The organism is Mucilaginibacter sp. (assembly GCF_028288185.1).
Classification (GTDB): Bacteria; Bacteroidota; Bacteroidia; order Sphingobacteriales; family Sphingobacteriaceae; genus Mucilaginibacter.
The window spans coordinates 129,527-142,823 of the sequence record NZ_JAQBOF010000037.1; the positions used below are offsets into that span (position 1 = coordinate 129,527).

General features: G+C 40.3%; 18 protein-coding genes. 14 read left to right on the forward strand and 4 right to left on the reverse strand.

Annotated elements, in window-relative coordinates:
• Nucleotides 1-117 precede the first annotated feature (117 nt).
• Nucleotides 118-537, forward strand: a complete 420-nt coding sequence (locus JWQ34_RS17295) for a nucleoside-diphosphate kinase (protein WP_299359366.1) — start codon at nucleotides 118-120, stop codon at nucleotides 535-537.
• A 170-nt stretch (nucleotides 538-707) separates the two neighbouring features.
• Complete coding sequence (locus JWQ34_RS17300) at nucleotides 708-905, forward strand: hypothetical protein (RefSeq protein ID WP_299359367.1); 198 nt, start codon at nucleotides 708-710, stop codon at nucleotides 903-905.
• Here JWQ34_RS17300 and JWQ34_RS17305 read toward each other — a convergent pair.
• A complete protein-coding gene (locus JWQ34_RS17305; protein WP_299359368.1) occupies nucleotides 892-1,182 on the reverse strand; it encodes a DUF721 domain-containing protein in 291 nt (96 codons plus the stop codon). The two genes, JWQ34_RS17300 and JWQ34_RS17305, sit on opposite strands and share 14 nt — an antisense overlap.
• On the reverse strand, nucleotides 1,169-2,275 hold the full coding sequence (locus JWQ34_RS17310; protein ID WP_299359370.1) for a DNA replication/repair protein RecF: 1,107 nt from the start codon (nucleotides 2,273-2,275) through the stop codon (nucleotides 1,169-1,171). Before JWQ34_RS17310 ends, JWQ34_RS17305 begins: the two co-directional genes overlap by 14 nt.
• A gap of 143 nt (nucleotides 2,276-2,418) precedes the next feature.
• Between JWQ34_RS17310 and JWQ34_RS17315 the strand changes: the two genes are divergently transcribed.
• From JWQ34_RS17315 to JWQ34_RS17335, 5 genes are all read left to right on the forward strand, one after another.
• Entirely contained in the window at nucleotides 2,419-3,096 is a 678-nt protein-coding gene (locus JWQ34_RS17315; RefSeq protein WP_299359372.1) for a tetratricopeptide repeat protein, read from the forward strand.
• 81 nt (nucleotides 3,097-3,177) lie between these two features.
• Nucleotides 3,178-3,672: a 6,7-dimethyl-8-ribityllumazine synthase gene (gene ribH, locus JWQ34_RS17320; RefSeq protein ID WP_299359374.1), complete on the forward strand. Its 495-nt coding sequence runs from the start codon at nucleotides 3,178-3,180 to the stop codon at nucleotides 3,670-3,672.
• A 243-nt stretch (nucleotides 3,673-3,915) separates the two neighbouring features.
• A complete protein-coding gene (ytxJ, locus tag JWQ34_RS17325; protein WP_299359376.1) occupies nucleotides 3,916-4,248 on the forward strand; it encodes a bacillithiol system redox-active protein YtxJ in 333 nt (110 codons plus the stop codon).
• Nucleotides 4,249-4,360: 112 nt separating this feature from the next.
• Nucleotides 4,361-4,567, forward strand: coding sequence for a hypothetical protein (locus JWQ34_RS17330; protein WP_299359378.1), 207 nt, complete (start codon nucleotides 4,361-4,363; stop codon nucleotides 4,565-4,567).
• Nucleotides 4,557-4,892 carry a hypothetical protein gene (locus tag JWQ34_RS17335; RefSeq protein WP_299359380.1) on the forward strand — a complete coding sequence of 112 codons (336 nt, stop codon included), beginning with the start codon at nucleotides 4,557-4,559 and terminating at the stop codon, nucleotides 4,890-4,892. The genes JWQ34_RS17330 and JWQ34_RS17335 overlap by 11 nt, the downstream gene beginning before the upstream one ends.
• A gap of 6 nt (nucleotides 4,893-4,898) precedes the next feature.
• On the opposite strand, the gene JWQ34_RS17340 is transcribed toward JWQ34_RS17335, so the two are convergent.
• Nucleotides 4,899-5,300, reverse strand: coding sequence for an OsmC family protein (locus tag JWQ34_RS17340; protein WP_299359382.1), 402 nt, complete (start codon nucleotides 5,298-5,300; stop codon nucleotides 4,899-4,901).
• A gap of 155 nt (nucleotides 5,301-5,455) precedes the next feature.
• Here JWQ34_RS17340 and lipA point away from each other — a divergent pair, with 155 nt between their 5' ends.
• Genes lipA through JWQ34_RS17355 form a run of 3 tightly spaced genes read left to right on the forward strand, consistent with a single transcriptional unit; the run spans nucleotide 5,456 to nucleotide 7,737 of the window.
• Nucleotides 5,456-6,334 carry a lipoyl synthase gene (gene lipA, locus JWQ34_RS17345; protein ID WP_299359384.1) on the forward strand — a complete coding sequence of 293 codons (879 nt, stop codon included), beginning with the start codon at nucleotides 5,456-5,458 and terminating at the stop codon, nucleotides 6,332-6,334.
• A 24-nt stretch (nucleotides 6,335-6,358) separates the two neighbouring features.
• On the forward strand, nucleotides 6,359-6,904 hold the full coding sequence (locus tag JWQ34_RS17350; RefSeq protein WP_299359386.1) for a sigma-70 family RNA polymerase sigma factor: 546 nt from the start codon (nucleotides 6,359-6,361) through the stop codon (nucleotides 6,902-6,904).
• 8 nt (nucleotides 6,905-6,912) lie between these two features.
• On the forward strand, nucleotides 6,913-7,737 hold the full coding sequence (locus JWQ34_RS17355) for an anti-sigma factor (RefSeq protein ID WP_299359388.1): 825 nt from the start codon (nucleotides 6,913-6,915) through the stop codon (nucleotides 7,735-7,737).
• A gap of 148 nt (nucleotides 7,738-7,885) precedes the next feature.
• Here JWQ34_RS17355 and JWQ34_RS17360 read toward each other — a convergent pair whose 3' ends face one another.
• Nucleotides 7,886-9,391 (reverse strand): NAD(P)H-hydrate dehydratase, encoded by a 1,506-nt coding sequence (locus tag JWQ34_RS17360; RefSeq protein WP_299359390.1) that lies wholly within the window; start codon nucleotides 9,389-9,391, stop codon nucleotides 7,886-7,888.
• A gap of 284 nt (nucleotides 9,392-9,675) precedes the next feature.
• On the opposite strand from JWQ34_RS17360, the gene JWQ34_RS17365 reads away from it, so the two are divergent.
• From JWQ34_RS17365 to JWQ34_RS17380, 4 genes are all read left to right on the forward strand, one after another.
• Complete coding sequence (locus JWQ34_RS17365) at nucleotides 9,676-12,117, forward strand: prolyl oligopeptidase family serine peptidase (RefSeq protein ID WP_299359392.1); 2,442 nt, start codon at nucleotides 9,676-9,678, stop codon at nucleotides 12,115-12,117.
• Nucleotides 12,118-12,139: 22 nt separating this feature from the next.
• The gene (locus JWQ34_RS17370) at nucleotides 12,140-12,556 is read left to right on the forward strand and encodes a hypothetical protein (RefSeq protein ID WP_299359394.1); all 417 of its coding nucleotides are present in this window, start codon (nucleotides 12,140-12,142) and stop codon (nucleotides 12,554-12,556) included.
• A 141-nt stretch (nucleotides 12,557-12,697) separates the two neighbouring features.
• Nucleotides 12,698-13,168 (forward strand): ribosome assembly cofactor RimP, encoded by a 471-nt coding sequence (gene rimP / locus JWQ34_RS17375; RefSeq protein WP_299359396.1) that lies wholly within the window; start codon nucleotides 12,698-12,700, stop codon nucleotides 13,166-13,168.
• A gap of 4 nt (nucleotides 13,169-13,172) precedes the next feature.
• Nucleotides 13,173-13,297 (forward strand): NusA N-terminal domain-containing protein (locus tag JWQ34_RS17380; protein ID WP_367278648.1); only part of this gene is annotated, 125 nt, incomplete at its 3' end.

Here is a 13,297-nt window from a genome sequence, read left to right on the forward strand (position 1 = left end):
ATAATTAATTGAAAAAAGCTTTAGCCTATGGTTGCAAAACCCTACTTTTGCACAATTATATACAAAGGTGGAATTTATATACGCCTAACATGGCGCCCACCAAATTAAAAAACACAAATGGCAAGTAACAAAACTTTTACAATGATTAAGCCTGATGCTGTTGCTAACGGCCACATCGGTGCAATTTTAGATAAAATAACCAAAAGCGGCTTTAAAATAGTCGCTTTAAAGCTAACCGCGTTAAGCGCAGAAAAAGCGGGCGAGTTTTACAGCGTCCACAAAGAGCGTGGTTTTTATAAAGACCTGGTTTCTTTCATGTCATCAGGGCCAATTGTAGCTGCTATATTAGAGAAAGATAATGCGATTGATGATTATCGCAAGCTAATTGGCGCAACTGATCCTACAAAGGCCGAAGAGGGAACAATCCGTAACTTATTTGCAAAATCAATTGATGCAAACGCGGTACATGGATCAGATTCTGATGAGAATGCTGAAATAGAAGGAAGCTTTTTCTTCTCGGCTTTTGAGCGAGTTTAAACATCGCTACGTAAAAGAGTTTCTAAAAGCTTCATTTTTCGAGTGCTTTTAGAAACTTTTTTTCATATATGCTTGTAACCTAATTATTTAATTAATAGATTTACATTATAATGCCTCATAAGTTTGGCACAGTAGTTGCCCTATTTACTACAGGCACTAAACATAAAAAGATGAAACCATTACTAAAATTATTGCTTTATGCGCTTGTTATAGTTGTAGTGGTTTTGGTTCACGCCCTATTTTTTATTCATCACCCGCCCGAAGTACAGCTTGCGTTTTTAACGCCGGGTATTACTTTGGTTGCATACTCCATTATCCGTGATGATTTATATAAAAAGCCAACCATGCGTTGGGCTAGAGAAAGATAATCTCTTCAACTAATATACTCTTAGCTTCATTATTTATCTTCTCCATTATTTGCATGCGCATTTGCATCAGTTCGTTTTTTATTACGGATGATTCAATACGTAAAAATAATTTCTTATCATGTATAAATAGTTCCTTAGTACGGTTAGCTACTGATTTGCCTACAAGCTCGGGCCATTGCGCAATTATGCCTGTCTCATCAAACTTGCGTTTAATTTTATAAACCTGCATCATCTGCTCAATAGCTTCTTTAAGCGATTTGTCGTTAGTTCTGCGCATTTATTTCGCCCTCCTTTACTTTAAATATACGGATAGGTATATTCATACTATCAAATATGTTGCTTACCCGGGCACTGTCGGTATCGGTAATAAATACCTGCCCAAAATCATTGTTTGATACCATCTGCATTAGCTTGGTTACCCGCAGATCATCTAATTTATCAAAAATATCATCAAGCAGTAATAACGGCTTAAAACCCTTTTGCTGATCAAGGAAGCTATACTGCGCTAACTTCAATGCTATTAAAAAAGATTTTTGCTGTCCTTGCGATCCAAATTTTTTCATGGACATGCCGTGTATCGCAAATTGCAGCTCATCTTTATGTATGCCGGCTGTAGTGCGTTCTAAAACACGGTCTTTTTCTAAACTCTTTTTTAATAGCGATGCAAAGTTATCATGCAATAACTGCGACTCGTATATCAGCTCTACCTGCTCGGCGTTATCGCTTAAAAACTGGTAATGCTTATTAAATATAGCGGTAAAAGTTTCCATAAAGGCACGGCGTTTTTCAAATATACGCGCACCCGATGTAATTAACTGTTCGTCCATTACCTCCAGCAAATTGGGGTCATACCGTCTGGTATCGGCAATTTGTTTTAAAAGCGCGTTACGGTTTATCAACACTTTGTTATAGGTTATCAGTTCATCCAAATAGGAGTTATCTGTTTGCGAAATTACGTTATCAATAAACTTGCGCCGCTCTTCACTACCTTCTATAATAATACTGATATCATAAGGTGATACCATTACCAGAGGCAGTAAACCTATATGATCGGCCAGGCGCTGGTAATCCTTCTTATTACGTTTAAACTGTTTTTTTTGATTGCGCTTTACCGAACAGGCAACCGCTTCGTTCTGGTCGTTTTTATTAAATGTACCGGTGATGATAAAAAAATCTGTCCCCTGTTTTATTTGCTGGCTATCTATAGGGTTAAAATAGCTTTTGCATAATGACAGGTAATGAATAGCATCCAGCAAATTTGTTTTGCCGGCACCGTTATTACCCAGGAACGCGTTTACACCTTCGCTAAAGGATAGCTCGGCTTCTTCATAGTTCTTAAAGTTAATAACTGACAGCTGTTTTAGATACATAAGGATGCATCAAATTTAGCAATTACCGCACTGCTTTTTTAGCTTATCAGCGATTAAAAAAAACATCCTTATTTATTAAAATAAAAACTGTTGCTAAAACTTTTTAAAAAATGTAGTTTTGCAAACTTTAATTTAGAATAGAAATGTCAAAAAACCAGGAGAATACCACTTTGCAACTAAAAGACGACAACTTTGCACGGGTTAGTAAATTTACACGCGAGAATCAAAAAAGCTTAGTATTTATAGCTTCGGCTATAGTTGCCATGATATTGGTATATGTTTTATACCAAAAATTATATTTAGCGCCCAGAGAAAGTAAAGCTACCGATCAAATGCACGTAGCGCAAGATTTTTGGGCAAAAAAGGATTGGGACAAAGCTATTAAAGGCGATGCCGGTTACCCTGGATTTGAAAAAATAATTACCGAATACAGCAATACCAAAGCTGCCAACCTTGCTTGCTTTTATTTAGGCGTTGCTTATTTAAACAAAGGCGAATACCGTAAAGCTATTGACAACCTGAATAACTACAGAGGCGATGATGTTATGGTTGCAGCCGAAGCATACGGTAACACCGGCGATGCTTATGTTGAGTTGAAAGATTATGACAAAGCTGCATCATACTTTAAAAAAGCAATTGATAAAGCAAGCAATAACTTTTTATCGCCACTTTATTTAAAAAAATTAGGCTTGGTTTACGAAGCGCAAAATGCTAATAAAGATGCCCGCGAAGCTTACAAATCAATAAAAACCGAATACCCAACCAGCGGCGAAGCACAAAACATAGACGAGTATATTGCTCGGGTTGATGCTAAATTATAAAGATTAGTGATTGGAGATTAAAGATTAGTAATAGCACCAGGCAACTAATCTTTAATCTCTAATCTTTAATAACTCACACCCATGGCTACACAGCTAAAAAACTTATCAGATTTTTCGGGGATAGCAATACCTTCGGCAGCGCCATATAGTTTTGGCATCGTGGTGTCTGAGTGGAATACTGAGATCACTAACGCTTTATACCAGGGCGCTTATAAAAGCCTTTTAGATAATGGCGCCGTTGCTGATAATATACAGACCTATGCGGTTCCGGGTAGCTTTGAATTAACATCGGGCGCAGACTTGCTGTTAAAAAACAGCAGCCTTGATGCAATAATTTGTTTAGGCTGCGTTATACAAGGAGAAACAAGGCATTTTGATTTTATTTGTAACGCGGTAGCAAATGGGTTAAGCAATGTTGCCATAAAGTATTCAAAACCTGTTATATTTGGTGTATTAACTACCGATAATCAGCAGCAAGCTATTGATAGATCTGGTGGAAAACACGGAAATAAAGGAGATGAAGCGGCAATAACAGCCATTAAAATGGCCGACCTTGCTAAAACTTTACAGCGTTAATTTCCGTATAACAGATATAATATAGATATTAGTAACATGAGAAAAATCGTTTATATAGTTCTTCTGGCATTAACAATGGGTAGCATGCTTACTTCATGCACCAATAAACTTTGCCCTGCTTACAGCTCTTATCCAAGAGGTCGCCGCTAATCCAAAACTCTTTTCAAAATCTGCACCAAAGAAATATTTGTTTGACTTTATAATTACTTATAAGGAGATAAGCATTCTTATCTTTGCACTAATATGGCGTGGATACAATTACAATCGGCAGAACAGCTTAATAACATTAAACAACAACAGGGTTATAGCCTGATATTTAAACATAGCACGCGTTGCTCCATCAGTATGATGGCCAAAAGGCGCTTTGAATTAGATTGGGAAGATCTGCCCGAAAACATGCCACTATATTTCCTGGACCTGATACAACACCGCGACATATCCAACCAAATTGTACAACTATTCCAGGTGCATCATGAATCACCACAACTACTATTGATTAAAGACGGCGAGTGCATACTTGACCAATCGCATGGCGGGATATCGATAGAGGAGGCTTTGTCAGAGATCATTTTGTAAAGATTAGTTGTCAAAGACTAATTATTAAAGTTAGGCCTATCGCTTATGTCGTGATGGGTTGTATCAGTAATTATCTAATCTTTAACTATATTTGTATAAAGACAAAAAAGCAATGACTGTTTTACAAATAACTATACCCGAACAGAAAGAAAAAGCTGTGCGTATTCTCCTAAAAGAGTTAGGGGTTAGCGTGAAAAAGGTAAGTGCCGATAATCATCCCTTATTAAAAAAAATAAAAACTGCTGTTAGCGAATTGAATGATATTAAAGCTGGTAACACAACCGCTAATAACTTTGATGATCTGCTAAATGAACTATAATATTAAAACTATTCCTAGTTTTGAAAAGGACATTAAAGTATTAAATAAAAAATATCGATCATTTAAGTCGGACCTGCTTAAACTTAGAGAGTTGCTTAATAATGATCCTAAAGCCGGAATCCCACTTGGAAATTCATGTTACAAGATCAGGATTCCAATAGCTAGCAAAAACAAAGGTAAAAGCGGCGGTGCACGCGTAATAACACACGTGATCTCTGTTAATGAACTTCAAGGAGTGATTTATCTTTTGGCAATCTATGACAAATCAGAGCAAGAAAGCATCACTGATAAAAAGGTTAGAGATTTACTAAAAGAAATAATTTAACCCACTCTACCACCCAAAATCTACCGTCTTCACAACATCTGGATGCAAACTTACCGCTACGGGGCAGTTAAGCGCGGCATGTTCTAGTAGTTTTTTTTCATTTTCGGTATATTGATTAGGGAATTTAAGGCTGATGATCACCTCGGCTACGCGGCGCGGATTGGCAGCCATAACTTTAGTAACCTCGGCGCTGGTATTATCCATATCAATACCATGTGCATCAGCAGCAATAGCCATTGTTGTTAGCATACAACCGGCTAATGATTCGGCCAGCAGATCGGTCGGCGAAAATGCTTCACCCTTGCCTTTATTATCGGTTGGTGCGTCAGTAATAATTTTTGTTCCTGATTGCAGGTGAGTAGCCTCGGTACGTAAGCCGCCTAAGTACGTTGTTTGTATAGTTGCCATGATTTTTATTTCGGATTTCGGATGTTCGATTTCGGATTTAATATTCTTACAAATTTATGATCTTTATTAGCTTACGTATATCAATTAACTGTAATATATTTTATAAAAACATTTCCCCTTTAGGGGTTAGGTGGTTTTTTACTTACTTTTGCTTTATGATTGATTTGCCGGTAGTACCTGTTAACCAACCACAACGCAAGCCGGATTGGCTAAGGGTAAAGCTTCCTGTTGGGAAAGAGTATGCCCACGTTCGTAGTTTGGTTGATACCCATAAGCTGCACACCATTTGCGAAAGTGGCAATTGCCCCAATATGGGCGAGTGCTGGGGTGCCGGTACGGCTACATTTATGATACTAGGCAATATTTGTACCCGCTCTTGCTCATTTTGCGCGGTAGCAACCGGCAGGCCATTAGCTGTTGATACGGATGAGCCTAACCGCGTAGCTAATTCGGTTAAACTTATGCAGGTAAAACATTGCGTAATAACCTCGGTTGATCGTGATGACCTTAAAGATGGTGGCTCCATCATTTGGGCCGAAACCATTAATGCCATCCGTAGGGAAAGCCCTGAAACTACTTTAGAAACTTTATTGCCAGACTTTAGAGGACAATGGGATAATTTGGCTCGTGTACTGGAAACCCGTCCCGAAGTAGTATCTCATAACTTAGAGACCGTACGCCGCTTAACAAAAGAGGTGCGTATACAAGCTAAGTATGACCGTAGCCTGGAAGCATTAAAGCAAATATCGGCATCGGGCTTACGCACAAAATCGGGTATTATGCTGGGCTTGGGCGAGCGGGAAGAAGATGTTTTAGAAGCAATGGATGACTTACTGGCAGCAGGTGTACATATATTAACACTAGGGCAATATTTACAGCCAACACGCAGCCATCACCCGGTGATTGACTGGATACATCCTGACCAATTTGCTTTTTATAAACAAATTGGGTTAGACAAGGGTTTCAGGTATGTTGAAAGCGGACCATTAGTTCGTTCATCCTATCATGCTGAAAAACACCTGTTTGAAATATAAATATTCCTTTATATCTTCACCATATTGAGTACGAAAATTAAACTTTCAGAAGAAGAGCTGGTGCTTGCCCTGAGGAATAGGGAGAAGGTTGCCGTGGAGGCGCTGTACGATATGTACTCGGCATCGCTTTACGGTGTAATCGTTCGTATCGTTATTGATGAAGCTACTTCTGAAGACGTTTTACAGGAAACTTTTGTAAAAATATGGCGCTCTTTCCCGAGTTATAGTGCTGATAAAGGCCGCTTATTTACGTGGATGGTAAACATAGCGCGCAACCTGTCTATAGATAAATTAAGATCGAAAGATTTTAAGAATCATAGTAAAAACCAAGAGTTGGAAAACAACGTAACTTTCATTGACGAACAAAAAAACACAGTATACAAACCTGAGTTGATGGGCATCAAAGAGCTGGTACAAAAGCTTAAGCCCGAGCAAAAGTCCATCCTTGACCTGGTATATTTTAAAGGTTATACCCATGTCGAAGCTGCCGATGAGTTAGGCATTCCGCTTGGAACAATTAAAACCCGGTTACGAATGGCAATAATTGAACTCAGGAAAAATTTTAATTAATAGCCGAAGTGGAAGACGTAAAAGCATTCATTGAATCAGGCATCTTAGAGCTTTATGTTTTGGGGGATGTCTCTCCTGCAGAAAAAAAGCAGGTTGAAGCAATGATTCAAAAGCACCTGGTTGTGAAGGCAGAATTAGAGGAGATGGAAAAGGCGCTGGAATCATACGTATTCGCTAACGCAATACAACCTTCGGATAGTCAACGCAACAAAATTTTAAATAGCCTGGTTACCAATTTAGCAGATGATAGTACTTTCAACAAGAAACCTGCACCTGCCGATAATGTAGTTGTAATGCCCACTGGGCAAACCGACTTTTATAAATACGCGTTTGCGGCAAGTATTGCCTTATTAATAGGTAGTTTGTTTGCCCTATCAAACGTGTACAATAAATTACAAAGCTCTAACCGGCAATTGGTTGCTTTGAGCACTCAAAACATACGTATCAGCAAAACCGTAAGTTATATGAATGAAGCGTTGGGTGTTTTCAGAGATACAACCTACAAAGTTTTAAAGCTAAAAGGCACCAAAAATTTACCATCAGGCGGTATGACTGTTGCCTGGAGCCCGGTAAAAAAGGAGGTAATGATTGATATGACGGCCTTAAATATGCCTGAAAATGATAAAGGACATCAATACCAACTATGGGCAATAGTAGCAGGCAAACCTGTCGATTTAGGTGTGTTTGACAGATCAAGTGCCGACAGTGTGAGTATGAAAAAAATGAAATCTGTTTCTTCGCCGACAGTGTTTGCGGTAACTCTGGAGCCGAGAGGCGGCAGTGTTAACCCAACCATGGATAAAATGATGGTTGCTGGCGCAGTTAACCTTTAATTGAATTTAACAAAATTTAACAAATAAACTGTAACGAATCAATACCCTTTAACGTCTTATAGACAAACCCAGAGTATTAGTTCTTTATAAGATCAGTTAATAAGTTAATAAATTAAAAAACGGATGTATAATACTTGCATCCGTTTTTTTATGCCAATAATTTTGCCATCGTAATGGGCAATTGTTGAGTAAGCCGGCCAGGTAAAACCACATTCATGCGGTTAGGTAGCGCTAATTCATCACCAGCTTTTCCGTGAATATAAGTCCCTATAATACAAGCCTCTTCGGGCGTATATTTTTGCGCCAATAATGAGGTTATTATCCCGGTAAGCACATCGCCCATACCACCTGTAGCCATTGCAGGGTTACTGGTCGGGTTAAAATAAACATTCCCTTCGGGCGTAGCCACCAATGTATAATCATTTTTTAAAACGATATATATATTATGCTGCTTAGCCATTTGCATACAGCTTTGCAGCCTTTGCCACCAGTTGGTATGTTTACCAAACAGGCGGTCGAACTCTTTCATGTGCGGGGTTAATATGCTGCCTGCAGGTACCTTCTTCCAAAGCTCAGGATTACCGGCCAGCAGGTTAAGCGCGTCCGCATCAATAACTATCGGCTTTTTGTAGTTATCTAAAACTTCGTTAATTAATCTTAAAGCTGATTTATCTTTACCTAAGCCCGGGCCAATACCTATTGCAGTAAACTGCTCCCATTCAATTTCGGGTAATTCATCTTCCTTTCTAACTATCGCCATTATTTCGGGCAGGTAGGCATTTAATGCGGTTAGTCCGCTTTCGGGTACGCAGGTAGTTGTTAATCCTGCTCCGGCATAGGCACAACCAGCGGCGCTTAACAAGGCAGCGCCCATTGTTTTGGCTTGCCCCGCTACTATCAATGCATGCCCGTAGGTTCCTTTATTACTAAAGTGGTGACGTGGTTTAAGCAATTGCTTAATATCCTTTTCCTCGACAAACTGGTATGGCGATTTAAGCGAGGTTATAAATCCCTCATCAATACCAATATTTACCACCTCCCAGCATTTAATATGCGGTGCGGACTCGGGCAGTAAAAAGTTAATTTTAGGTTGTTGAAAAGCAATAACCAAGTTGGCTTTTATAACGGTGGCATCCGTGTCTATCTCCCCATCAATATAAAACCCGGTAGGTACATCAACGGCCACGACTGTTTTATCAAGATTATTAATATACTCGGCCAATCGCTTATAATCGCCGCTAAGGGGTTTGTTTATGCCGCTGCCTAATAAGGCATCAATAATGATCTCACTCTTTTCTGTTTGAAACGCGCCTTCGGGTTTAAGCTCGCGCAGATCAAGGCCCATTTGCTTAATCCGGTTAAGGTTGGTGTTAAAATCATCGGTAGATTTTTCAGAGAATCGCGCTAGCTTAACATCAATATTAAAATACTTATGATCGTACAACATACGGGCGATAGCTAACCCATCGCCGCCATTATTGCCGGTGCCGCAGTAAACGGCTATAGTTAAACTTTTATCGGGGAAATGATTAATGAACCAGCCTACAAACGCCCGCGAAGCACGCTCCATTAAATTAACAGAACTGATAGGCTCATTAGCTATTGTATGGGCATCCGCTTCGCGGATCTGTCGGGCGGTTAGTAGTGGCAGCATAGGGTATAAATTTAATCTTTATCTCTTTTGTTTTATAATAGTTTTATTTGGGGGATGGCGGCGGATTACTCACCCCGACATCGCTACGCTTGTCGACCCTCTCTTCGCTGCGCGGAAAGAGGGTTGGAATAATTAAAAAAGCAATATCCCTCTTTCCGCCAACGGCGAAGAGAGGGTGGTCGAGCGAAGCAAAGACCGGGTGAGTCAACGGCGCGCATTTAACTAAGAGCTATGCTAAATATTCGCAACAAACTACTAAATTGCGTTTAAACAATTAACTGATAATGAAAGCACTTTTTACCTTTTTGCTAATACCAATCTGTTCGATAGCATTCGCCCAAAAGCTGGAGACCCTTACCATTGAAAAAATAATGCGCGACCCCAAATGGATAGGTGTTGCGCCATCAAATATCCGTTGGAGCGATGATAGCAAAAACGTTTATTTTAACTGGAATCCCAACAATACAGATCGTGATGAGCTATTTGCCATAACGCCAACCAATACCAAACCGGTAAAAGTAAGTATTGCAGACCAACGCAGTTTTGCGCCAGCCGGCGGCTGGAACAAAAAGCATACCCTAAAATTATATGAGAAAAATGGTGACATCTTCCTGTTCGAACTTAAAACAGGCAAAATACAACAGCTAACCAGCACTACCGAAAGAGAGGGCAATCCTATATTTAACGGCGATGAAACCAAAGTACTATTTACCCGCGGTGATAATTTATATTCATTTAAACTAAACAGCGGCGAACTGGTACAACTAACCAATTTCACACATCCTGCTGCTGGCGCAGGCACATCGCCGGTTGCGGCAACACCGCAATTTGCAGGAAGGCGTGGTGGTGGCGGTGGCCAGGGAGCGGCAGGCGGTGCACGTACCTCACAGGTACAAACCGGTAATGAGCAGGAGCGCTGGTTAAAAAGCCAGCAACTAGAGTTATTCGACATTATTAAAGTAAAGGACAAGGACCGTAAGCTGGACTCGATAGAACAAAAGCAGTTTGAGCAGAAAAAGATAAAAGAAATTTCTGTTGGCGACCAGTCTGTATTTGGAGTTGCGCTTAGCCCCGATGGCCGCTATATCAGTTACTCGCTGGCAAAGATCGCAACTGATGCAAAACGGACTAATGTGCCTAATTATGTAACTGCATCAGGTTTTACAGAGGATATACCTAACCGTACCAAAGTTGGTGCAACGCAAACAACTTACGAGTCGTATATTTTTGATACACAGCGGGATTCTGTTTATAAAATAGCTACTACGGCAATTCCGGGCATAAAGGATATTCCTGATTATATAAAAGATTACCCAAAAGAACTGGCATTACGCACCCGCTTAAATGCGGACAGAAAAGTAACCATTCGCGCACCGTATTGGAGTGAGGATGGCAAATATGCCGTTGTTGTTATAGGCGCGCAGGACAATAAAGACCGCTGGATCATGAAGCTTGACCCAACTACCGGGAATCTATCACCACTTGATCGTGAGCATAACGATGCCTGGGTAGGCGGCGCGGGCTCCTTTAATTTTGGATGGGCAGACAATACCCATTTTTATTATGAAAGCGAGGCTAGCGGTTATGCGCATATCTATTTAGTTGATGTAATTGATGGCACCAAAAAACAACTGACCAATGGAAAATGGGAAGTACAAACACTACAATTGTCAGCAGATAAAAAAACGTTTTACTTTACTGCTAATATAGAGCATCCGGGTATTACACATTTTTACCACATACCCGTTACAGGCGGCGAGCCTGTTAAGTTAACCGGCATGAAAGGTGGTAACGTAGTTGCCATGTCGCCTGATGAAAAGTGGTTGGCTGTTAATTACTCGTACGCCAACAAACCCGGCGAGTTATATATCCAGGCCAATAAACCGGGTGCAACAGCTACACAAGTAACCAACTCGCTTACCGAAGAATTTAAATCATACTCTTGGCGCGATCCGCAGCTAATTACCTTTAAAAACCGTGATGGCAACGATGTATACGCTCACCTGTTTTTACCTGCTAAACCAGACCCGGCAAAACCGGCGGTAGTGTTTGTGCATGGCGCAGGTTACCTGCAAAATGTAACTTATGGCTGGAGTGACCATTATTTCCGCGAGTATATGTTTAACAATATGCTGGCCGATAATGGTTATACCGTTTTAGATATCGACTACTCGGGCAGTGCAGGCTATGGCCGCGACTGGCGCACCGCGATCTATCGCCATATGGGTGGTAAAGACTTGACCGACCAGGTTGATGGTGTGAAAATGCTGGTTGACAAATATGGTGTTAACCCTAAGCATGTGGGCATGTACGGCGGATCATACGGGGGTTTTATGACGTTGATGGCGATGTTTACTCAGCCTGATGTGTTTGCCGCCGGTGGCGCTATCCGCTCGGTTACAGATTGGGCGCATTATAATCATGGCTATACTGACAATATTTTAAATGAGCCTTTTTATGATGAAAAAGCTTATCGCATAAGCTCGCCTATTTACTTTGCCGATGGGCTTAAAGGCAACTTGTTAATGCTGCATGGCATGATAGACCAAAACGTAAACTACCAGGATATCATACGTCTTACTCAGAAATTGATTGAGTTACATAAAGACAATTGGGAACTGGCATCGTACCCGGTAGAGGACCATGGTTTTGTACAACCCAGTAGCTGGACAGATGAGTATAAACGTATTTATAAACTATTTGAGCAGACGCTGAAAGCAAAGTAGACGGAAAATAAAGAAGTAATTAATGAAAAATTACGCGTGGATTTTGTTATTATTTTGTTGGGGCTGCAAGCACGAAGCACCCGCAACAGTGGTACATATCAGCTTGATAAATAATAGCCAATCACTTAAAATAACAGGCATTGACCCGGTTATTATGAATGATATTAATCGCGATACAGCAAACCGCTGGCAAAGTTTGTTTGCTATCTTTCGCCTGCCGGCTGATACGGATATGAAGGATTATCAGCCTATACAGCCAGGGCATTATCAACTTAAAGATAGTGTGTTGATATTTACACCCGACACGCCTTTTGTTAAACACCAACCCTACTTTGTACGCTATTATAACTACGCGGATAACAAAAGTATCTGGGATTATGTGCAGGGCAAAACCAGCAAAGGGCGGTTGCATTATACCGATTTGATTTTTAAGCAATAACCGCTTGAACTTTTAATATTTTTCATTATATTTGCATCAAATTAATAAAGAGGGGGCCATTTGCCCCCTCTTTTAGTTTACCAATCATTCCGTTTAGGCCCAATAATTACCGGGATTGGAAAGCGGAAAAGGAAGGCGGATATGAATATTGAAAAAAGGGTTGTTGAACTGGTTGCAGAAAAGATCGCTGAAATAGAGCGGCCTGATCTGTTTTTGGTAAGTGCTAAATTATTGCCTAACGGAAAATTAATGATACTGGTTGATGGTGATAACGGAATTGGAATAGCCGAGTGCGCGCAGATAAGCCGCTACGTAGGTTTTAAGCTGGAAGAAGAGGATGTTATAAAAACAGCTTATAACCTGGAGGTTTCATCGCCGGGGCTTGATTTCCCGCTGACCATGACCAGGCAGTACACCAAAAACATTGGGCGCGACCTGGCTATAAAAATGGCCGATGGCACCAAACGCGAAGGCACATTAACGGCAATTACAGAAGATGCCGTAATGATTGAAGAAAAAATAAAAGAAAAAGGGAAAAAGGCTGCCGTAATTGAAAGCGTTATCCCCATAAAGCAAATAACAGAAACAAAGGTTTTAATATCATTTAAGTAAGAAAATGAGCAATATTAATTTAATTGATTCTTTCCAGGAATTCAAAGATTTCAAAAACATCGATCGTCCAACGATGATGAGCGTGCTGGAAGACGTTTTCAGAAGTATGATCCGTAAAAAATACGGAAC